We start from the raw sequence: 22,672 nt of genomic DNA on the forward strand, positions 1-22,672 counted from the left end.
ATGATCCAGGACTGCCAGGCCCGCGTGCTGCTGACGCTCGCCAGCCAGGCGCAAACCGGCGGGGCCGTGCGGGTAGAACTGGACCGCTGCGACCTGTCCGCCTGCCCCCACCATGCACCGGCCCTGGCGGTGAACGCGCAAAGCGCGGCCTACGTCATGTACACCTCGGGCTCGACGGGCACGCCGAAAGGTGTGCTGGTTCCTCACCGGGCGATCGTTAGGCTGGCCATCAACAACGGCTTTGCCGAGTTCAACCGTGACGACCGGGTGGCCTTCGCCTCCAACCCGGCATTCGACGCCAGTACCCTGGAGGTATGGGCGCCGCTGCTCAACGGCGCCTGCGTGGTGGTGATCGACCAGCCGCAGGTCCTGTGCCGCGAGGCCTTGCGCGATGTATTGGTAGCCCAGCAGGTGAGCGTGCTGTGGCTGACCGCAGGCTTGTTCCACCAGTTTGCCGATGCCTTGCTGCCAGCCTTCGCCAAGCTGCGCTACCTGATGGTGGGCGGCGACGTGCTGGACCCGGCAGTGGTCGCCCGGGTGCTGCGCGACGGTGCGCCGCAGCACTTGCTCAATGGCTACGGCCCGACTGAGGCCACCACCTTCAGCACCACCCATGAAATAACGGCTGTGGGCCAAGGCAGCATTCCGATCGGCAAGCCCATCGGCAATGGCCGCTGCTACGTGCTCGATGCCCGTCGGCAACCGGTCCCGCTGGGCGCCGTAGGCGAGTTGTATATCGGTGGCGATGGCGTGGCGCTGGGCTACCTCGGCCAGCCCGCGCTGACCGCCGAACGCTTCCTCGATGACCCTTTCAGTGGACAGGCAGAGGCGCGCATGTACCGCAGCGGCGACCTGGTCAGCTGGCAGGCCGACGGCACGCTGCGCTACCTTGGGCGTGCCGACCAGCAGGTCAAGCTGCGCGGGTTCCGTATCGAACTCGGGGAAATCGAAGCGTGTCTTGGCCAGTGCGAAGGCGTGCGTGACAGCGCCGTGGTCCTGCGTGAAGACGCCCCGGGCGACAAACGCCTGGTAGCTTACTTCACCGCGCACGCGGCAGCGCCGCTGGTCGCCGACTTGCACGGCCGCCTGCAAAGCCTGCTGCCGGACTACATGGTGCCGGCTGCCTACGTGTGCCTGGCCGAGCTGCCATTGACTGCCAACGGCAAGCTTGACCGCCGTGCACTGCCGCTTCCGGGCAGCGACGCCCTGGTGAGCCGGGCTTTCGAGGCCCCGCAAGGGGCTGTGGAAGTTGCCCTGGCCGCCATCTGGGCCGAGGTGCTGAAGGTCGAGCAGGTCGGGCGCCATGACCACTTCTTCGAACTGGGTGGCCATTCGCTGCTGGCGGTAACCCTGGTCGAGCGCATGCGCAAGGCTGGCCTGCTTGCCGATGTGCGTGTCCTGTTCGCCCAGCCGACCCTGGCGGCACTGGCCGCTGCCGTGGGCAGCGGGCGCGAGGTGGACGTACCGGCCAACCGGGTACCGGTCGACGCCCAGGCGATCACCCCGGCGATGCTCAGCTTGATCGAACTGGATCAGGCCAGCATCGACCGTATCGTTGCCAGCGTCCCGGGTGGTGCAGCCAACGTGCAGGAAATCTACCCGCTGGCACCGCTGCAGGAAGGCATTCTGTACCACCACCTCAGCGCCGAGCAGGGCGACCCGTACCTGCTGCAGTCACGCCTGGCGTTCGACAGCCTGGCCGACCTGCAGCGCTGGGCTGGCGCGCTGCAGCAGGTGATCGACCGCCACGACATCCTGCGCACCGCTGTGCTCAGCGAAGGCCTTGAGCAGGCGGTACAAGTGGTTTGGCGCAAGGCCCGCATGGCGGTTACCGCTGTCGAGGGGCTGGGCAGCGAAGCGGTGCTCGATGCCTTGCAGGCACGCTACGATGCCCGCCACCAGCGCCTGGACCTGGCCTGCGCACCTTTGCTGCGCCTGGTGTATGCCGCCGACCCGCGCAACCAGCGGGTGGTGGCGATACTGCAGTTCCACCACCTGGCCCTGGACCATACCGCCATGGAGGTCATCGCGGGCGAAATGCAGGCATTGATGGACGGGCAGGGCGCACAACTGCCCGCGCCGGTGCCGTACCGTACGTACGTGGCCCAGGCGCGGTTGGCGGCAGACGATGCCGGCCATGAGGCATTCTTCCGCGAGATGCTGGGTGACCTGGATGAGCCCACCCTGCCGTTCGGCCTGGCCGATGTGCAGGGCGAAGGGCATGCCATCGAAGAGGCCCAACTGCAGCTGGATGCCACCTTGGCCCGCAACCTGCGCGAACAGGCCCGGCGCCTGGGCGTCAGTGTCGCCAGCCTGGCCCACCTGGCCTGGGCGCGGGTACTGGGGGTGCTGGCCAACCGCAGCGACGTGGTCTTCGGCACGGTGCTGATGGGCCGCCTGCAAGGCGGTGCAGGGGCTGACCGGGCACTGGGTGTGTTCATCAACACCTTGCCGCTGCGCATCGACCTGTCGACGCCGGTAGTGCAGGCGGTGCGCCTGACCCACCAGCGGCTGTCTGCGCTGCTGCAACACGAGCATGCCTCGCTGGCCCTGGCCCAGCGTTGCAGCGCCGTGGCGGCGTCTTCGCCGCTGTTCAGCGCTTTGTTCAATTACCGCCATAGCAGTGCCGCTGGCCGTGCTGCCGGCAGCCAAGGCGTGCGCCTGCTGGGGGGTGAGGAACGCAGCAACTACCCGCTGACCCTCAGCGTCGACGACCTGGGCGAAGGTTTTGCCTTGAGCGTATTGGCCCAGCAGGGCGTAGGCGCCGAGCAGGTGGCACGCTGGATGAGCCAGGCACTCGCGCAACTGGCCCAGGCACTGGCGCAGGGCGCAACCGCTGCGGTGAGCACGCTGCCGATTATCGACCAGGCGGCACGCCAGCAGTTGCTGGACACCTTCAATGCAACCCGGCGCGACTACCCGACCGGGCGCACCGTGCATGCCCTGGTCGAAGCCCAGGCCGCACGCACGCCGCAGGCTGCGGCGCTGGTCCAGGGTGGCCGGGTGCTGAGCTATGGCGAGCTGAACCGTAGCGCCAACCGCCTGGCCCATTACCTGATTGCCCAGGGCGTGCAGGTGGGTGACCGGGTTGCCCTGTGCCTGCCGCGCAGCCTGGAGCGCCAGATCGGCTTGCTGGCCGTGCTGAAGGCCGGCGCTGCCTATGTGCCGATCGACCCGACCTACCCGGCCGAGCGGATCGCCTACCTGTTGGCCGACAGCGCGCCTGCGCGGGTGGTGGTCGAGTCTGCGACCCGGGCCCTGGTGGGCGACGCCCCGTGCATCGTGCTGGACAGCGACGCCTGGCAAGGCGCAGCGCAGAGCAACCCGCACGTGGCTGGCCTGGATCACCAGCAACTGGCCTATGTGATTTATACCTCCGGCTCCACTGGCCAGCCCAAGGGGGTGATGGTCGAGCATGCGACGCTGGCCAACCTGGTGCACTGGCACTGCGAGGCCTTTGCCGTGACGGCAGGCAGCCATACCAGCAGCGTGGCTGGGTTCGGCTTCGATGCGCTGGCCTGGGAAATCTGGCCGACGCTGTGCGCAGGGGCGGTGTTGCACCTGCCGCCGCTGCAAGTGGCCAATGAACACGTGGACGAATTGCTCGACTGGTGGTTGGAACAACCGCTGGCCGTCAGCTTCCTGCCAACGCCGGTCGCCGAACAGGCCCTGCGCCGAGAGCGCCAGCACCCGACCTTGCGGACCTTGCTGGTCGGTGGCGACCGCTTGCGGGCGTTCGAACACGACCCAGGCTTCAGCGTGGTGAACAACTATGGCCCGACCGAAACAACGGTGGTGGCCAGCGCTGGCCGGGTGCTGCCTGGCAGCGTACCGCACATCGGCAAGCCCATCGCCAACACCCGTGTCTATGTGCTCGATGAACAGCGCCAGCCAGTGCCGGTGGGCGCGGCTGGTGAGCTGTACATCGGCGGGGCCGGGGTGGCACGCGGTTACTTCAGGCGTGAGGCGCTGAGCGCCGAGCGCTTCCTGGCCGACCCGTTCAGCAGCGAGGCCCATGCGCGCATGTACCGCAGCGGTGACCTGGTGCGCTGGAATGCCGATGGCACCCTGGACTACCTGGGCCGCAACGATGACCAGGTGAAGATCCGTGGTGTGCGGGTCGAGTTGGGCGAAATCGAAAGCGTGCTGGCTGCCCAGCCGGGCGTGATCGATGCCGTGGTGCTGGTGCGCGGTGAGCGCCTGCTGGCTTGGTTCACCGCCAGCGCGCCGGTTGCCCCGGACGCGTTGCGTGAGGCGATGCAGGCGAGCTTGCCGCCACACCTGGTGCCGTTGGCGTTCACCCGCCTGGACCATTTGCCGCTGACCCGGCATGGCAAGCTCGACCGCAAGGCCTTGCCAGACCCCGACCCGGCGCTGCTGGCCAGGCAGGAGTACGTGGCACCGCAAGGCGCAGTCGAAAGCGCACTGGCTGCCGTGTGGGCCGAGATGCTGCAGGTCGAGCGGGTGGGGCGGCACGACAACTTCTTCGAGCTGGGCGGCCATTCCCTGTTGGCGGTGAACCTGACGGCACGTTTGCGCCGCCAGGGCCTGCAGGTCGATGTGCGGACCTTGTTCGGCCAACCGAGCATCGCTGCGCTGGCGGCCACCCTGGGCCAGGCACGCGAGGTGCAGGTGCCGGAGAACCTGATCCCTGCCGGCTGCACCCACATCACCCCGGCCATGCTGCCGCTGCTGGCCCTGGAGCAGGGCGCGATCGAGCGTATCGTCGCCCAGGTGCCGGGCGGTGCGGCCAACGTGCAGGACATCTACCCACTGGCGCCGTTGCAGGAAGGTATCCTCTACCACCACCTGAGTGCTGCGGGCCACGACCCGTATGTGCTGCAATCACGCTTTGCCTTCGCCAGCCGGGAGCACCTGGCACGCTTTGCCCGCGCACTGGACAACGTCATCGCGCGTCACGACGTGCTGCGTACCGCCATCCTCTGGGACGGCTTGCCCCAGCCGGTGCAAGTGGTGCTGCGCGACGTTGCATCGCTTGTGCCACAAACCCTTGGCAGCGGTGCTGCAGCGGGCCGACCGGTCTCTGCGGCTCTGGACTTGCGCCAGGCCCCGCTGCTGCGCCTGCTGTACACCGATGCGGACGGCCCGATCGAAGCGACCCTGCAGTTCCACCATATCGTGCTCGACCATACCGCCATGGAAGTGGTGGCCGAGGAGCTGATCGGCTTCTTGCAGGGCAACGACGAACCTGCACACGCCCCAGTGCCTTACCGCAACTATGTGGCCCAGGCACGCCTTGGCCTCAGCCAGGATGCGCACGAAGCGTTCTTCCGTGAGCAACTGGCGACGATCGACGAGCCGACCCTGCCGTTCGGCCTCAGCGATGTCCAAGGCGATGGCCGCGACATCGAAGAAGCGCAGCTGTGGCTGGATGACAGCCTGGGGCAACGGCTACGGGTGCAGGCGCGGCAACTGGGCATCAGCGTCGCCAGCCTGTTCCACCTGGCCTGGGCGCGCCTGCTGGGCGCCGCCAGCGGGCAACCGCGCGTGGTGTTCGGCACGGTGCTGCTAGGCCGCCTGCAAGGCGGCGAAGGCGCCGAGCGTGCGCTGGGCATGTTCATCAACACCTTGCCGTTGCGCATCGACCTGGCCGGCGTCAGCCTGCGCGAGGCGGCTCATGCTACCCACCAGTCCCTCAGCGCGCTGCTGGCCCACGAGCATGCCCCGCTGGCATTGGCGCAACGCTGCAGCGGCGTGGCGGCGCCGCAGCCATTGTTCAGCGCAATGCTCAACTACCGGCACAGCAGCCAGGCCACCGCCAGCCAGAAGCAGGCGACAGCAGGGATGGAAAGCCTGGAAAGCCAGGAGCGCAGCAACTACCCATTGAGCTTGAACGTTGACGACACCGGGGGTGGTTTCCGCCTGGTGGCCATGACCACTGCCGGCGTTGGCGCTGCGCGCATCTGCGGGCAAATGGAGCAGGTGTTGCAGGCCATGGTGCAGGCCCTGGAGCATGAACCGGCGCTGGCGTTGCAGCGCTTGCCGGTGTTGCAGGCCGAGGAACGCCAGCGGGTGCTGGCCGGGTTCAATGACACGGCCGTCGCCTACGACCTCGGGCGGACCTTGCACGGCCTGATCGAGGCGCAGGTTCGGCGTACCCCCGAGGCGGTGGCGGTCAGGGCCGAGGAGGGCGAGCTGAGCTACGGCCAGCTCAACCAGCAGGCCAACCGCCTGGCGCACCACTTGATCGGCTTGGGGGTCAAACCGGACGATCGCGTGGCCATCTGCGTCGAACGCGGGCTGTCGATGGTGGTGGGGCTGCTGGCGATTCTCAAGGCCGGTGGCGCTTATGTGCCGGTGGACCCGGACTACCCGGCCGAGCGCGTACGGCACATGCTGACCGACAGCGCGCCGGTGGCGGTGCTGGTGCATGCGGCTACCCGGCACGTGCCGGAAGCGGGTCTGCTCATTGATCTGGACCAGCCGAGCTGGGCGGATCAGCCTGTGGTTGACCCGGTTGTAGCAGGGCTGAATGCCCGGCACCTGGCCTACGTGATCTACACCTCCGGTTCGACCGGGCTGCCGAAAGGCGTGATGAACGAGCACGCGGGTGTCGTCAACCGCCTGCTGTGGATGCAGGACGCTTACGGCCTGGATGCGGCCGACGTGGTGCTGCAGAAAACCCCGTTCAGTTTTGACGTGTCGGTGTGGGAATTCCTCTGGCCGTTGCAGACCGGCGCACGGCTGGTGATGGCCCGCCCCGGTGGGCACCGAGACCCCGAATACCTGCGCGAGGTGATCACCCGCGAGCACGTCACCACCCTGCATTTCGTTCCCTCGATGCTCGACGTGTTCCTGTCCTCGACAGCCCCTGTCGCCGGGGCTGCTACGCAGGCCCCTGTGGGAGCGGCCTCGTGTCGCGAAAGGGCCGCACAGCGGCCCCGGGATTTCCAAGTCGACACCATTACCGCCGGGGCTGCCGCGCAGCCCGATCACAACCCAATGCCGCGCCTACCCTTGGTACGTGTGATCTGCTCGGGTGAGGCGTTGCCGGGGAATCTGGTACGGCGCTTCCACGCTCAGCTGCCAACCGTCGAGCTGCACAACCTCTACGGCCCGACCGAAGCCGCGGTGGATGTCAGCGCCTGGCACTGCACCAGCGCTCCGGACAACACCCCGATCGGCAAACCCATCGCCAACACCACCCTGTACATCCTCGACGACCAGCAGCAACCGGTGCCCCAGGGGGTAGCCGGCGAGCTCTACATCGGCGGCGTGCAGGTGGCCCGGGGTTACCTCAACCGTGCCGAACTCACCGCCGAGCGCTTCATCGACGACCCGTTCGTACCCGGCGCACGCCTGTACCGCACCGGTGACCTGGCACGCCACCTGCCCGACGGCAACATCGAATACCTCGGCCGCAACGACGACCAGGTCAAACTGCGTGGCCTGCGCATCGAACTGGGTGAAATCCAGGCCGGCCTCACGGCCATCGAGGGCGTCAAGGAGGCTGTCGTGCTCGCCCATGAACAACGCCTGGTGGCTTACTACACCGGCGCCCCGCACAGCACGGACACACTGCGCACGGCGCTGCTCGCGCAGTTGCCGGAATTCATGGTGCCGGCGCTGTTCATGCACCTCGACGCCCTGCCGCTGAGCCCCAACGGCAAGCTCGACCGCAAGGCCTTGCCTGCACCCGGTGCCATCGAAGACCGCCCTTACGCGGCCCCTGAAGGCGACACCGAAACCCTGCTCGCGGCCCTGTGGTGCGAACTGCTCGGCCTGGAGCAGGTGGGGCGGCATGACAACTTCTTCGAACTGGGCGGCCACTCGCTGCTGGCCGTGACATTGACGTCACGGCTACGCGAGCAAGGCCTGGAGGCCGATGTACGCGCCTTGTTCGACCAACCGACCCTGGCCGGCTATGCAGCCATCACAGACAGCATGGAGATCGTCCTGTGAGCATCAACCAATTACTGGCAACACTGACCGCGCAGAATGTGCAGCTGGCACTCAAGGATGGCCAACTGGTGGTCCAGGGCAACCGCCAGGCGCTGACCGACAGCACCCTGGTGGCGCAACTGCGTGCGCACAAACCCACCCTTGTCGGCATGCTCGAGCGAGGGGAGTACGTGGCGGTCAAGCAGGGCGCGGTACAGGTGCCGGGCAACCTCATTGCGCCAGGCTGCACGCACATCACCCCGCAACTGCTCAACCTGGTCACGCTCGACCAGGCCAGCCTGGACAGCGTGGTCAACGCAATACCGGGGGGCGCGCCCAACGTGCAGGACATCTACCCACTGGCGCCGTTGCAACAAGGCATGCTCTTCCACCACGCCAGTGCCAGCGAGCATGACCCGTACGTGATGCAGGCACGCTTCGTGTTCGCCAGCGAGGCGCGCCTGCAGGCATTCGCCGACGCCTTGAACGGGGTGATCGCCCGCCACGATATCCTGCGCACCTCGGTGCACTGGCAAGGGTTGCAAGCGCCGGTGCAGGTGGTATGGCGCAAGGCCGAACTGACGGTCATGACGCTGCCCGTCGATGCCCCGAAGCGGAACTGGCTCGACCTGACCCAGGCGCCGCTGATGCGCTTGCTGCGTGACGCGCCACAGGCCGACGGGCGGCTGACTGCGACCTTGCAGTTCCACCATATCGCCATGGACCACAGTGCCCTGGAGGTGGTGCGCCACGAGCTGATTGCGTTTCTCAGCGGCGCCGAGGCGCAACTGGGCGCACCGGTGCCGTTTCGCAACTATGTTGCGCAGGCGGTGCTGGGGATCAGCGAAGCCGGGCACGAAGCATTTTTCCGCGACATGCTTGGCAGTGTCGACGAAGCCACCCTGGCGTATGGCTTGCAGGACGTGCAGGGCACTGGCGAGGTGCATGCCGAGCACCAGCTCGACCTGCCATTGGCACTGTGCCAGGGCTTGCGCGCCCAGGCCCGCAGCCTGGGGGTGAGCGTCGCCAGCCTGTTCCACCTGGCCTGGGGCCGGGTACTGGGGGGCCTTACCGGGCGTGAGCAGGTGGTGTTCGGCACAGTGCTGATGGGCCGCCTGCAGGGCGCCGAGGCTACCGACCGGGCGCTGGGGATCTTCATCAATACCTTGCCACTGCGGGTTGACCTGGACAGCGCCGACCTGGGCAGCGCGGTGCGCGCCACCCACCAGCGCCTGAGCGCGCTGATGCGCCATGAACATGCGCCCCTGGCCTTGGCCCAGCGCTGCAGCGGCGTGGCCGCATCGGCGCCGTTGTTCAATGCGTTGCTGAACTACCGCCACAGCGCGCCAGGCAGCAGCGAGCCACGCCGTGCCGCCTTGACCGGCATCGATATCATCGACTCGGCTGAAGCGACCAACTACCCGCTGACGCTGAGCGTGGACGACCTGGGCGAGGCGTTTCGCCTGACCTTGCTGGCCAGCCCGCAAGTGCCGGCCCAGCGCGTGTGTGCGTATGTCCAGCAAACGCTGGAAAGCCTGCTGCAAACCCCACACCTGGCGGTGAACCGGCTGGCCATGGTGCCCCCTGCTGAACGCGAAACGCTGCTGGAAGGCTTCAACGCTTGCGCCACCCACCACGCGCAGCACCTGACCCTGCACCAACGTATCGAGCAAGAGGTTGCCCGTTGCCCAGAGGCCATCGCTGCAACGAGTGGCGGCGCCCAACTGAGCTACGGCGAACTCAACCGCCGCGCCAATGCCTTGGCCCACCACCTGATCAGCCTGGGTGTGCGCCCGGACGACCGGGTGGCCGTGGTGGCCCGGCGCGGGCTGGACACGCTGGTGGGCCTGCTGGCCGTGCTCAAGGCCGGCGCAGGTTACGTGCCGGTAGACCCGGCGCACCCCGACGAGCGCATCGGCTACCTGCTGGCAGACAGCAGCCCCGCGGTGGTACTGACGCAACAGGCGTTGAGCCATCGCCTTGGTCAAATCGGCGTAACGCTGCTGTTACTGGACCAGCCGGACTGGCCTGCCAGCGACGCCAACCCGGTCGTGCCCGGGCTTGCTGCGCAGCATCTGGCCTATGTGATCTACACCTCCGGCTCGACCGGGCAACCCAAGGGCGTGATGGTTGAACACCGCAGCGTAAGCAACCTGGTTGACTGGCACTGCCGTGCTTTCGACCTGTGCCAGGGGCGGCACACCTCCAGCCTGGCCGGCTTTGGCTTCGATGCCATGGCCTGGGAAGTGTGGCCGGCATTGTGCGCCGGGGCCACGCTGCACCTGGCGCCGACCACCGAGGGCCACGATGACCTCGATGCCATGCTCGCCTGGTGGCAGGCGCAGCCGCTGGACGTCAGTTTCCTGCCCACACCGGTGGCTGAATATGCCTTCAACCACCACCTGGAACATCCGACCTTGCGCACCCTGCTGATTGGTGGCGACCGCTTGCGCCAGTTCAATCGCACCCAGCGCTTTGCCGTGGTCAACAACTACGGGCCGACCGAGGCCACGGTGGTGGCCAGTTCCGGGGCGCTGGAGGCGGGCGGTGTGCTGCATATCGGCAAGCCGGTGGACAATGCGCGGCTGTACGTGCTCGATGCGCATATGCAACCGGTCGCCCTGGGCGTGCCGGGCGAGCTGTACATCGGGGGTGTCGGGGTTGCCCGGGGCTACTGGAACCGCCCGCAGTTGACCGCCGAGCGGTTCTGCGACGATCCGTTCGTGGCGGGCGGGCGCGTGTACCGCACCGGCGACCTTGTGCGCTGGCTGCCGGACGGCACGCTCGACTACCTGGGGCGTAACGATGACCAGGTGAAGATCCGCGGCGTACGCATCGAGCTGGGCGAAATCGAAAGCCGCCTGGCAGCCTTGGCCGGTATCGCCGAAGCGGTGGTGATCGCGCGTGAGGATGAACCCGGGCACCCGCAGCTGGTGGCGTATTTCACCGCCAGCCCCGACGTGCAGCCCCTCAACCCGGAGGGGCTGCGCGGGCAGTTGCAGGCACACCTGCCGGCCTACATGGTGCCGGTGGCATTCGTCGAGCTGCCGGTATTGCCACTGACGGCCAATGGCAAGCTCGACCGCCGGGCGTTGCCGCGCCCTGGACGTGCTGCGTTGTTCGAGCAGGCTTACGCGCCGCCGCAGGGTGAGCTGGAGCTGGCACTGGCACAGATCTGGGCGGAACTGCTGCAGGTCGAGCGCGTGGGGCGCGACGACCATTTCTTCAGCCTGGGTGGCCATTCGCTGCTGGCCATGCGCATGGTGTCGCAGGTGCGCGTGCGCCTGGGCGTGGAACTGAGCCTGGCCGAGCTGTTCGCCAACCCGCAGTTGGCCGCGGTAGCCCAGGTGCTGGCCGGGGCCGTTGGCACTGCGCTGCCGGCGATCGTGCCGGTGCCACACGGGCAGACGCTGCCGATGTCGTTTGCCCAGCAGCGGCTGTGGTTCCTGGCGCAGATGGAGGGCGGCAACCAGGCCTACAACGTGCCGTTGGCCTTGGGCTTGCGCGGGCCATTGGATAGCGCTGCGCTGGAGGGTGCGCTGTTGCGCATCATCAAGCGCCACCAGACGTTGCGCAGCCGCTTCGTGGCGCGTGATGACAGCGCCGAGGTGGTGATTGCCGCCACTGCGGGCGACGGCTGGTTCAGCTGTGAAACGCTGGCCGCTGAAGTGTTGCCAGGCCGCTTGCAGGAATTGGCGGCAGCGCCGTTCGACCTGGCCCACGGGCCGTTGCTTCGTGCCCACGTGCTGAGCCTGGGCGCGCAGCACCATGTGCTGGCACTGACCGTGCACCACATCGTAGCCGATGGCTGGTCGCTGGGGGTGCTGACCCATGAACTGAGCGTGCAGTACGCAGCCATGTGCAACGGTCGCGATGACCCGCTGCCGCCGTTGGCCATCCAGTACCCAGACTACGCGGTATGGCAGCGCCGCTGGCTGGCTGGGGAGCAGCTGCAACGCCAGGTGGCCTTCTGGCAACAGAGCCTCGAAGGTGCCCCCGAGCTGCTCAAGCTCCCTGCTGACCGGCCACGGCCGCCGCGCCAGGACTTTGCCGGTGCAACCCTGCCAGTGCGGTTCGAGCCACGCTTGACCGCCGCCCTGCGCGGGCTGGCCCGGCGCCATGGGGTGACGCTGTACATGACCGTGCTCGGTGCCTGGGCGGCCCTGCTCGGCCGCCTGGCAGGCCAGCCCGAAGTGGTGGTGGGGTGCCCGGTGGCAGGGCGCGGCCGGGCCGAGCTGGAGCCGCTGGCCGGGTTGTTCGTCAACACGCTGGCCATGCGCATCGACAGCAGCGCAGCGGGCACCGCGCAGGCGCTGCTGCAGCAGGTGCGCGACCGCGTGTTGCAAGCCCAGGCCCACCAGGACCTGCCGTTCGAGCACGTGGTGGAAATGCTTCGCCCGGCGCGCAGCCTTGCGCACACGCCGCTGTTCCAGGTCAGCCTGAACTGGCAGGCCACCCAAGGCGCAGCCTTGCACCTGCAAGGCCTGCAACTGGAGGCCGTGCCCCAGGCCGCGGCAGTGGCCAAGTTCGACCTCACGCTCAACCTGGGCGAGCAGGGCGATACCTTGGCCGGCAGCCTCGACTACGCAACGGCACTGTTCGACGCCGCCACCGTGCAGCGCTACCTGGGCTACTTCGAGCGCCTGCTGTGGGCCATGGCCGATGATGACCAGCAAGCCCTGGCCCAAGTGGAGCTGATCGACGAGGCGCAGCGCCAGGACCTGCTGCACGCACGCAACGCCACCCATTACGCCTACCCCCGTGACGTTGCCGTGCACCACCTGTTCGAGCAGCGCGTGGCCCTTCACCCGCTGGCTGTGGCGGCGGTGCAGGGCGAGCAGACCCTTTGCTATGGCGCGCTCAACGAGCGCGCCAACCGCCTGGCCCACTACCTGATCGGCAGCGGGGTAGAACCTGGCGCTTGCGTGGCCATCCTGTTGCCGCGGTCGCTGTCACTGCTGGTGGCGCAACTGGCCGTGCTGAAGTGCGGTGCCGTCTACGTGCCGCTCGACCTGCATGCCCCTGCCGAGCGTCAGCTGTTCATGCTCGAGGACTGCCAGGCGGTGTTGCTGCTCACGGCTACCGACATCGCCTCCGACCTGTCGGTGCCACGCCTGGAACTCGACAGCCTGGCGCTCGACCGCCAACCCAGCACCAACCCTGCAGCGGTGCAGGCTGGCGGCAGCACCGCGTATGTGATGTACACCTCCGGCACTACCGGCACACCCAAAGGCGTGTGTGTGCCGCACCGGGGCATCGCGCGCCTGGTATTGAACAACGGCTATGTCGAGCTGCTGGCCAGCGACCGTTTCGCTTTTGTCTCCAACCCGGCATTCGACGCCAGCACCTTCGAGGTCTGGGGCGCGCTACTGAACGGGGGCCAGGTGCGCGTGATCGACCATGCCACGCTCATCGACCCCGCGCGCTTTGCCACGGCGCTGCTGGAGCAGCAAGTCAGCGTGCTGTTCCTGACCACTGCGCTGTTCAACCAGTATGTGCAGTGGGTTCCAGCGGCGCTGGCCCGGCTGCGCGTGTTGCTGTGCGGTGGCGAACGTGCCGAGCCGGTAGCGTTCCGGGCCTTGCTGCAACAGGCCCCCCGCTTGCGGTTGTTCAACGCCTACGGGCCGACCGAAACCACCACCTTTGCGGTGACCTGCGAGGTAAGCGAGTTGGCGGAGGACGCCGCCCAGGTACCCATTGGCCGGCCTATCGGCAATACCCAGGTGTATGTGCTGGATGCCTGGCAACGGCTGGTGCCGGAAGGTGTGGTGGGGGAACTGTACATTGGTGGCGATGGCGTGGCGCTGGGCTACCTGAACCGTGCCGAGCTGACGGCCCAACGTTTCATCGACGACCCTTTCAGCACCCAGGCGGGTGCGCGCTTGTACCGTACCGGCGACCTGGTGCGCTGGCGCGGCGACGGCCAACTGGAGTACCAGGGGCGCAACGACGACCAGGTGAAGATCCGCGGTTTTCGCATCGAGCTGGGCGAGATCGAGCAGCAGTTGGCCCTGGCCCCGGGCATCGGCGAAGTCGTGGTGATGGCCGTTGCCGATGCGTCCGGGCCGTTGCGCCTGGTGGCCTGGTACACCCGCCAGGCCGCCAGCCTGGACGCCCTGCAACTGCGTGGCTACCTGCGCGGCCGGTTGCCGGAGTACATGGTGCCATCGGCGTTCGTTGCCTTGGCACGGCTACCGTTGAACGCTAATGGCAAGGTCGACCGCCGGGCCTTGCCGGCACCGGGGCCGCAGGACTTTGCGGTGGCTGCCTTCGAGGCCCCCGAAGGCGAGCGCGAGCAGGCCTTGGCAGCGCTGTGGTCCGAGTTGCTGGAAGTACAGCCGATCGGCCGCCAGGACCGCTTTTTCGAGCTGGGCGGCCATTCGCTGCTGGCCATGCGCATGCTCGCGCAAGTGCGCCAACGGCTGGGCCGTGAGTTGGCACTGGCCGACCTGTTTGCCGACGACAGCCTGGCAGCGGTGGCCACCTGCCTCACGCGCGAGGGCCAGGCGTTGCCGGCCATCACGCCGGCGCCCCGCACAGGCCGGCTGCCGCTGTCGTTCGCGCAACAGCGCCTGTGGTTCCTGGCACAGTTGCAGGAAGCCAGTGCGGCCTATCACATCCCCATCGCCCTGCGCCTGCAGGGCCCGCTGCAGCGAGCCGCACTGGAACGCACGCTGCACCGGCTGATCGAGCGGCACGAAAGCCTGCGTTGCCATTTTGTCGCTGAGGATGGCGAGCCCCATGTGCGCCTGGCCAGTGACAGCCGCGGTTTCAGCCTGGGTTGGCAGGACTGCCCAGGCCTTGACCCGGTGGCGTTGGCCGCGTTGCTGCGCGAAGACGCCGGCCAGGCCTTTGCCTTGGCCCATGACTTGCCCATCCGCGGGCGGCTGTTGCGCCTGGGCCAGGACCACCATGTGCTGCTGCTGACGCTGCACCACCTGGTCGCCGATGGCTGGTCGCTGGGGGTACTGGTCAGGGAGCTGGGTGCACTGTATCAGGCCTTCAGCACCGGGCAGCCTGACCCACTGCCTGCCTTGCCGGTGCAATACCTGGACTATGCCGTGTGGCAGCGCCAGTGGTTGAGTGGCACAGCCTTGCAACAGCAGGCGGACTATTGGGCCGCCCAGTTGAGCGGCGCACCCGTCCTTGTCAGCCTGCCTTGGGACCGACCCCGCCCGGAGCGGCAGCAGTATGCCGGCGACAGTGTTGAACTGAGCCTGGATCCGCGTTTGAGCAGCGAGCTCAAAGCCCTGTGCCGGCGCCACGCGGTCACGCCATACATGCTGTTCTTGGCGGCTTGGGGGGTGCTGTTGGCGCGCCTGGCCGGCCAGGATGAAGTCGTGATCGGCTCGCCGGTCGCCAACCGCCAGCAAGCGGAGGTGGACGGGCTGATCGGCATGTTCGTCAATACCCTGGCGCTGCGCCTGGATGTGTCGGGCGCGCCGGATGTGGCGACGTTGCTGGCGCGGGTCAAAGCGGTCGTACTGGCCGGCCAGGCGCACCAGGACCTGCCGTTCGAGCAAGTGGTCGAACGGCTGCGGCCGCGCCGTAGCCTGTCGCATACGCCGCTGTACCAGGTGTCGCTGGATTGGGATGGCAACCCAGGCCGCGAGGCGCTGCAGTTGGCAGACCTGGCGGTGACTGCACTGGGCGGCCCGGCCAGCGTTGCCAAGGTCGACCTGAGCTTGAGCCTGGGCGAGCGCGGCGACGGTTTTGCAGGCGGCATCGTGTACGCCACGGCGCTTTTCGAGCGGGCCACCGTTGCGCGGTTCGCGGGCTATTTCGAGCAACTGCTGTGGGCTTTCGTGGCCAGCGACCGGGCCATTGCGGCGCACGCCCCGCTGCTGGATGCGCACGAGCGCAAGCGCTTGCTGTTGGACTTCAACGACACAGCCGTCGCCTACGACCTGGGGCAGACGTTGCACGGCCTGATCGAGGCGCAGGTCCGGCGCACCCCCGAGGCGGTGGCGGTCAGGGCCGAGGAGGGCGAGCTGACCTACGACCAGCTCAACCAGCAGGCCAACTGCCTGGCGCACCACTTGATCGGCTTGGGGGTCAAACCGGACGATCGCGTGGCCATCTGCGTCGAACGCGGCTTGTCGATGGTGGTGGGGCTGCTGGCCATTCTCAAGGCCGGTGGCGCTTATGTGCCGGTGGACCCGGACTACCCGGCCGAGCGCGTGCGGCACATGCTGACCGACAGCGCGCCGGTGGCGGTGCTGGTGCATGCGGCTACCCGGCACGTGCCGGAGGCGGGTCTGCTCATCGATCTGGACCAGCCGAGCTGGGCTTCTTTGCCGGCGACGAACCCTGTGGTGGCAGGGCTGAATGCCCGGCACCTGGCCTACGTGATCTACACCTCCGGTTCGACCGGGCTACCGAAAGGCGTGATGAACGAGCATGCCGGGGTGGTCAACCGCCTGCTGTGGATGCAAGACGCTTACGGCCTGGATGCGGCCGACGTGGTGCTGCAGAAAACCCCATTCAGCTTTGACGTATCGGTGTGGGAGTTCCTCTGGCCGTTGCAGACCGGTGCACGGCTGGTCATGGCCCGCCCCGGTGGGCACCGTGACCCCGAATACCTGCGCGAGGTAATCGCCCGCGAGCACGTCACCACCCTGCATTTCGTACCCTCGATGCTCGACGTGTTCCTGTCCTCGACAGCCCCTGTCGCCGGGGCTGCTGCGCAGGCCCCTGTGGGAGCGGCCTCGTGTCGCGAAAGGGCCGCACAGCGGCCCCAGGATTTCCAAGCCGACATCATTACCGCCGGGGCGGCCGCGCAGCCCGATCACAACCCAATGCCGCGCCTACCCTTGATACGTGTGATCTGCTCCGGTGAGGCGTTGCCGGGGAATCTGGTACGGCGTTTCCACGCTCAGCTGCCAACCGTCGAGCTGCACAACCTCTACGGCCCGACCGAAGCCGCGGTGGATGTCAGCGCCTGGCACTGCACCACCTCCCCGGACAACACCCCGATCGGCAAACCCATCGCCAACACCACCCTGTACATCCTCGACGACCAGCAGCAACCAGTGCCCCAGGGTGTAGCCGGCGAGCTCTACATCGGCGGCGTGCAGGTGGCCCGGGGTTACCTCAACCGCGCCGAACTGACCGCCGAGCGCTTCATCGACGATCCGTTCGTACCCGGCGCACGCCTGTACCGCACCGGCGACCTGGCGCGTCACCTGCCGGACGGCAACATCGAATACCTCGGCCGCAACGACGATCAGGTCAAACTGCATGGCCTGCGCATCGAGCTGGGCGAAATCCAGGCTTGCCTCACCGGTATCGAAGGTATCCAGGAAGCGGTGGTGATCGCACGCGAACAGCAATTACTCGCCTACTACACCGGGCAACACCATACGCTGGAGGTGCTGCGCGCCGCTTTGCTCAGCCGCTTGCCGGCGTTCATGGTCCCGGCGGTACTGATTCACCTGGACACCCTGCCGCTGAGCCCCAACGGCAAGCTCGACCGCAAGGCACTGCCAGCGCCGGGCGCGGTACTGGAGCGCCCGTTCGAAGCCCCGCAAGGCGACACCGAACACTTGCTGGCGGCCCTGTGGGCCGAGCTGCTGGGCGTGGAGCGGGTAGGGCGGCACGACAACTTCTTCGAGCTGGGCGGGCATTCCCTGGCGGCTATCCGTCTGCTCGACAGGCTCAGCAAAGCAGGCTTGAAGACAGCCCTGAACGATGTGTTCCAGCAGCCCAGCGTCGCCTTGCTGGCAGCACGGCTGGACGACAACACCAGGCAAGCGGGTGGGGCCGTCACGGTACGTACCGGTACGGCAGGCACGCCGCTGTTCCTGGTCCACGAGTTCACCGGGCTGGATTTCTACTTCCCCGTGCTGGGCCAGCAACTGGGCGGCGAGTTCGCGATCTACGGCTTGCCCGGCGTACCTGCCGAGCAGCCGCAACCGCGTACCTTGGAGTGCCTGGCCCGGTACCACATCGGGCAGATGCGCCAGGTTCAGCCGCACGGGCCGTACCGCCTGGCTGGCTGGTCGTTCGGCGGCATCGTTGCCTTCGAAATCGCCAACCAGTTGCTGGGGGCTGACGAAAGCGTCGAATTCGTCGGGCTGATCGACACCTACGCGCCGCGCCTGGCCGACCAGGGCAAGGCGCGCTGGGCAGGGCAGTACGCGCTGGAACGGCAGCTATTGCTCAACTGCTCGGCGTTCTGGGGCACGCAAGGGCCGGCGGCTGCCGGTAAGGTTGCGCACTTGCAGCAATTGGAGGCCGTACAGGCGGATTTCGCCACGTTGCTGGCTACCTGCAGAGCGCAGGGCCTGCTCTATGGCCTGTGGGCGAGCATGAGCGATGCGCAACTGCTGCATTATTTCAGCCGTGAACTGGCCCATGGCTATGCCTTGGCGCATTACCGCCCGGCGCCGTTGCACATACCGGTGCACCTGTTCCGCGCCGAGCAGGGCCCGGCCCCTCTGCCGACCCTGGGTTGGGGCGAGGCACTGCCCGGCCAGCGCTTGCAGACCCTGACGGTACCGGGCGACCACCGCAGCCTGATGCAGGCCCCGCACGTCGCTGCCCTTGGGCAGGTGATGAGCGAGGCGCTTGCCGGTTGCCCGAACGCCGTGGCACCGGCCCCGGTCGCGCACGTGGCGATTCAGAGCGGGCACGCCGGGCACGCGCCGCTGTTCTGCGTACCGGGGGCCGGGGATAGCGTCACCAGCTTCATTGGCCTTGCCGAAGCCCTGGGCCCGGACTGGCCATTGCATGGCTTGCAGGCCCGCGGCCTGGACGGTGCCGGCATACCGCACAGTACCGTCGAAGCCGCCGCCGACAGCCATGTGCAGGCGATCGAGGCGGTGTACCCGCACGGGCCGTTGAACCTGGTCGGTCATTCGTTCGGCGGGTGGGTTGCGCATGCCATCGCCGCGAGGTTGCAGGCCAAGGGCCGGCCGGTGCGCTCGTTGACCCTGATCGACAGCGAGGCGCCGGGCGCCGGAGGAACGTGCGGCCAGCCGTACACCTTCGGCGAGGCGTTGCAGCAGCTGGTTGACGCGCTGCAACGGTCTACCGGCAAAACCTTGGCCATCGACCCGGCAGCGTTTGCCCTGGCCACGGCTGATGAGCAGTTGCGACAACTGCATGCCGGCATGGTGCGCAACGGGCTGTTGCCAGCGCGGTCCACGCCAGCGGTGCTGGAGGGCACAGTGCGTACCTTCGCCACGGCCCTGCGCACCGTCTATCGGCCGTCGCTGACGTATACCGGGCCGGTGGGCCTGGTATTGGTCGATGACCCGCAACTCGACGCGCTGGGCAACGCCCGGGAGCACGCCGCCATGCAGGAAGGCTGGCAGCAACTGATGCCGCAACTGAGGCTGTGGCAGGGGCCGGGCGACCACTTCAGCATCTTGAAGGTGCCGGACGTGTTCAGCCTGGCGGCCTGGTGGCACGACGGCCAGGCCGTGCAGCACGGCAAGGTCAGCCCGTGACCACGGCAGCTTGCCCCCTGCCTTCGGCAAGGGGCAAGCGCTGCCAGGGTCGAGTGAATTTCTTGGGAAAGTGAGTGTTCATGAACAAGTCAAGATTGCGCAAGTTCGGCCTCGGCCTGGCAGTGGCCTTGGTTGCAGGCATCAGCCTGTACGCCATTCAGGCCCCGGCCAAGCCGCCGCAATACATCACCGCCACGGTCGAGCGTGGCGATATCGAGAACGCGGTGCTGGCCAGTGGCACGCTCGAAGGCATCAAGCAGGTGGATGTGGGTGCCCAGGTGTCGGGGCAGTTGAAGTCGCTGAAGGTCAAGCTCGGCGACAAGGTGACCCAGGGCCAGTGGCTGGCCGAGATCGACCCGCTGGTATTGCGCAATACCCTGCGCCAGGCTGAAGTCGACAAGGAAAAATTGCAGGCCGAACGGCGTTCGGCCCTGGCCCAGCTCAAGCAGACCCGGCGCGTGTACCAGCGCTACCGCGAACTGCAGGCTGACGAGTCGGTGTCGCGCCAGGACTTCGAGAATGCCGAGTCGGAATACGAAGTGCAGCAGGCTGCGGTGCGCTCGCTGGATGCGCAGCTCCAGAGTGCGCGGGTGGAAATCGACACGGCCAGGGTCAACCTGGGCTACACCCGCATCAATGCGCCCATCACCGGCCATGTGGTGGGCATCGTCACCCAGGAGGGGCAGACCGTGATCGCCAACCAGTTGGCACCGGTGCTGCTCAAACTGGCCAACCTCGACACCATGACGGTCAAGGCCCAGGTGTCGGAAGCCGATGTGATCCACATTGCCCCTGGCCAGGAGGTGTATTTCACCATCCTTGGCGAGGACAAACGCTACTACGCCAAGCTACGCGGCACCGAACCCGCACCGCAGAACTACGCACAAAGCAGCGACAAGCAGGAAGGCAGCAGTGGCAAGCCGACTGGCGCGGTGTTCTACAACGCCTTGTTCGAAGTACCCAACCCCGACCACCGCCTACGCATTTCCATGACTGCGCAGGTGCATATCGTGCTCGACACCGCCCGCGGCGTACTCACCGTGCCCGTGGCCGCACTGGGCGCACGCAACGCTGATGGCAGCTTCCCGGTGCGGGTGCTCGATGCCAAGGGCTTCGCCCAGTTGCGCAACGTGCAGGCGGGCATCAATAACAACGTCAAGGTGCAGATCGAGGACGGCCTGGCCGAAGGTGACCGGGTGGTGATTGGCGAGCCGGTGTCAGGCGAAACGGGGGCGTGAGCATGAACATGAATGTGCAGCCTGGCGCAGGCACGGCGGTGACCTGCAAGCCGGCACAGCCGTTGCTGCGCTTGCAGGGGGTGACGCGCAGTTTTCAGGCAGGCGATCGAACATTCCTGGCGCTGAAGGGTATCGACCTGCAGATTCACAGCGGTGAGCTGCTGGCGATCATCGGCGCCTCAGGCTCGGGCAAATCGACGCTGATGAATATCCTTGGTTGCCTCGACCACGCCAGTAGCGGTAGCTACCAGGTTGCAGGGCAGGAAACCCGGGAGCTGGACGATGATGCCCTGGCGGCGCTGCGCCGTGACCATTTTGGCTTCATCTTCCAGCGCTACCACTTGCTGCCGCACCTGGATGCGCTGCACAACGTGGAGATACCGGCGGTGTACGCCGGCTCGCCGCAGGGCCAGCGCCATGCCCGGGCGTGCGAGCTGCTGACCCGACTGGGCCTGAAGCACCACCTGGAGCACCGCCCCAGCCAATTGTCGGGGGGCCAGCAGCAGCGGGTGAGTATCTGCCGGGCACTGATGAACGGCGGCCAGGTGATTCTGGCCGACGAGCCGACCGGCGCACTGGACACTGCCAGCGGCAAGGAAGTGATGAACATCCTGCTGGAGCTGCACGCGGCCGGGCACACGGTGATCCTGGTGACCCATGACCCCAAGGTGGCGGCGCATGCCGAACGCATCATCGAGGTCAGTGATGGGCAGATTGTCAGCGACCGGCGTACCAGTTCACCCGCCATCACCATCGCTGAACATGAAGCCCAACCGGCACCTGTGGCCCAGGTGGCGGTTGGGCGTCGCCTGTGGGTCAGCCTGGGGCTGTTTCGCGAGGCGTTCAAGATGGCGTGGCTCGCGCTGATCTCGCACCGCATGCGCACCCTGCTGACGATGCTCGGGATCATCATCGGCATCACCTCGGTGGTGTCCATCTCGGCCATTGGCGAGGGTGCCAAGGGCTATGTCCTGAAAGACATCCAGGCCATTGGCAGCAACACCATCGACATCTACTCCGGCAGCAATTTCGGTGACAGCCGGGCCAAGACCATCGAAACCTTGCTACCTGCCGACGCGGCAGCGCTCAACGCGCTGTACTACGTCGACAGCGCCACCCCGGTGATCGGCCAGAGCACCCTGGTGCGCTACCGCAACCTGGACGTGGACGCGCAGCTCAATGGCGTGAGCGAGCATTATTTTCAGGTGCGCAACATACCGTTGGCCGCCGGCATCGTGTTCAGCGCCGACGATGCACGGCGCCAGGCCCAAGTGGTGGTGATCGACCACAACACCCGCAAGCGCCTGTTCGGCCCCCACGTTGACCCGCTGGGGCAGGTGATTTTGGTCGGCAACCTGCCGTGCACGGTGATCGGGGTAACGGCCGAAAACAAGAACCTGTTCGTCGCCAGCAACCAGCTGAACATCTGGGTACCCTACGAAACCGCTGCCGGGCGCATCCTGGGCCAGCGGCACCTGGACAGCATCAGTGTGCGCATCAAGGATGGCGTGCCCAGCAAGCGCGTTGAAGAGGAGGTGACCCGGGTGATGCTGCAGCGCCATGGGACCAAGGACTTCTTCACCAACAACCTCGACAGCATCATGCAGACGGTGCAGAAGACCAGCCGCTCGCTGACCTTGCTGCTGTCACTGATTGCCGTGATCTCGCTGGTGGTGGGCGGCATCGGGGTGATGAACATCATGCTGGTGTCGGTGACCGAACGTACCCGCGAGATCGGCATTCGCATGGCGGTGGGGGCACGCCAGTCGGACATTCGCCAACAGTTCCTGGTGGAGGCGGTGATGGTGTGCCTGTTTGGCGGCTTGGTCGGGATCGGCTTGTCGTATGGCGTGGGGTACCTGTTCGAGCTGTTCGTCAGACAATGGGAAATGGTGTTTTCGCCAGCCTCGATCGTCATGGCGTTTGCCTGCTCGACGCTGATCGGCGTGGTATTCGGGTTTGTACCGGCAAGGAACGCAGCGCGGCTTGATCCGATCGAGGCGTTGGCCCGGGATTGAGGCAGACCTGTGCCGGCCGCTTCGCGGGCAAGCCCGCTCCCACAGGTTTTGCACAGTATTC

The 22,672-nt window shown here is 67.1% G+C and carries 4 protein-coding genes (1 of these 4 running past the window's edge); all 4 read left to right on the top strand.

The window, feature by feature from the left end; genetic code table 11:
* Positions 1-7,923, top strand: the end of a protein-coding gene (locus tag K4A76_RS11570; RefSeq protein WP_274412222.1) for a non-ribosomal peptide synthase/polyketide synthase. 14,640 nt of this gene lie to the left of the window's left edge; 7,923 of the gene's 22,563 nt are visible here — the last part of the coding sequence; its start codon lies off the left edge, out of view; its stop codon occupies positions 7,921-7,923.
* Positions 7,920-19,355, top strand: coding sequence for a non-ribosomal peptide synthetase (locus K4A76_RS11575; protein ID WP_274412223.1), 11,436 nt, complete (start codon positions 7,920-7,922; stop codon positions 19,353-19,355). The genes K4A76_RS11570 and K4A76_RS11575 overlap by 4 nt, the downstream gene beginning before the upstream one ends.
* 80 nt (positions 19,356-19,435) lie before the next feature.
* A complete protein-coding gene (gene macA, locus K4A76_RS11580; RefSeq protein ID WP_274412224.1) occupies positions 19,436-20,593 on the top strand; it encodes a macrolide transporter subunit MacA in 1,158 nt (385 codons plus the stop codon).
* An 8-nt stretch (positions 20,594-20,601) separates the two neighbouring features.
* The gene (locus tag K4A76_RS11585) at positions 20,602-22,611 is read left to right on the top strand and encodes a MacB family efflux pump subunit (RefSeq protein WP_274412287.1); all 2,010 of its coding nucleotides are present in this window, start codon (positions 20,602-20,604) and stop codon (positions 22,609-22,611) included.
* The last annotated feature ends 61 nt before the right edge of the window (positions 22,612-22,672 follow it).

The organism is Pseudomonas sp. NEEL19 (genome assembly GCF_028751975.1).
Taxonomy (GTDB): Bacteria; Pseudomonadota; Gammaproteobacteria; order Pseudomonadales; family Pseudomonadaceae; genus Aquipseudomonas; species Aquipseudomonas juntendi.

What these genes read in the sequence shown, in the direction of transcription:
- macA (WP_274412224.1), top strand. Translation starts at nt 19,436, where the DNA reads ATGAACAAGTCAAGATTGCGCAAGTTCGGCCTCGGCCTGGCAGTGGCC.
- K4A76_RS11585 (WP_274412287.1), top strand. Translation starts at nt 20,602, where the DNA reads ATGAATGTGCAGCCTGGCGCAGGCACGGCGGTGACCTGCAAGCCGGCA.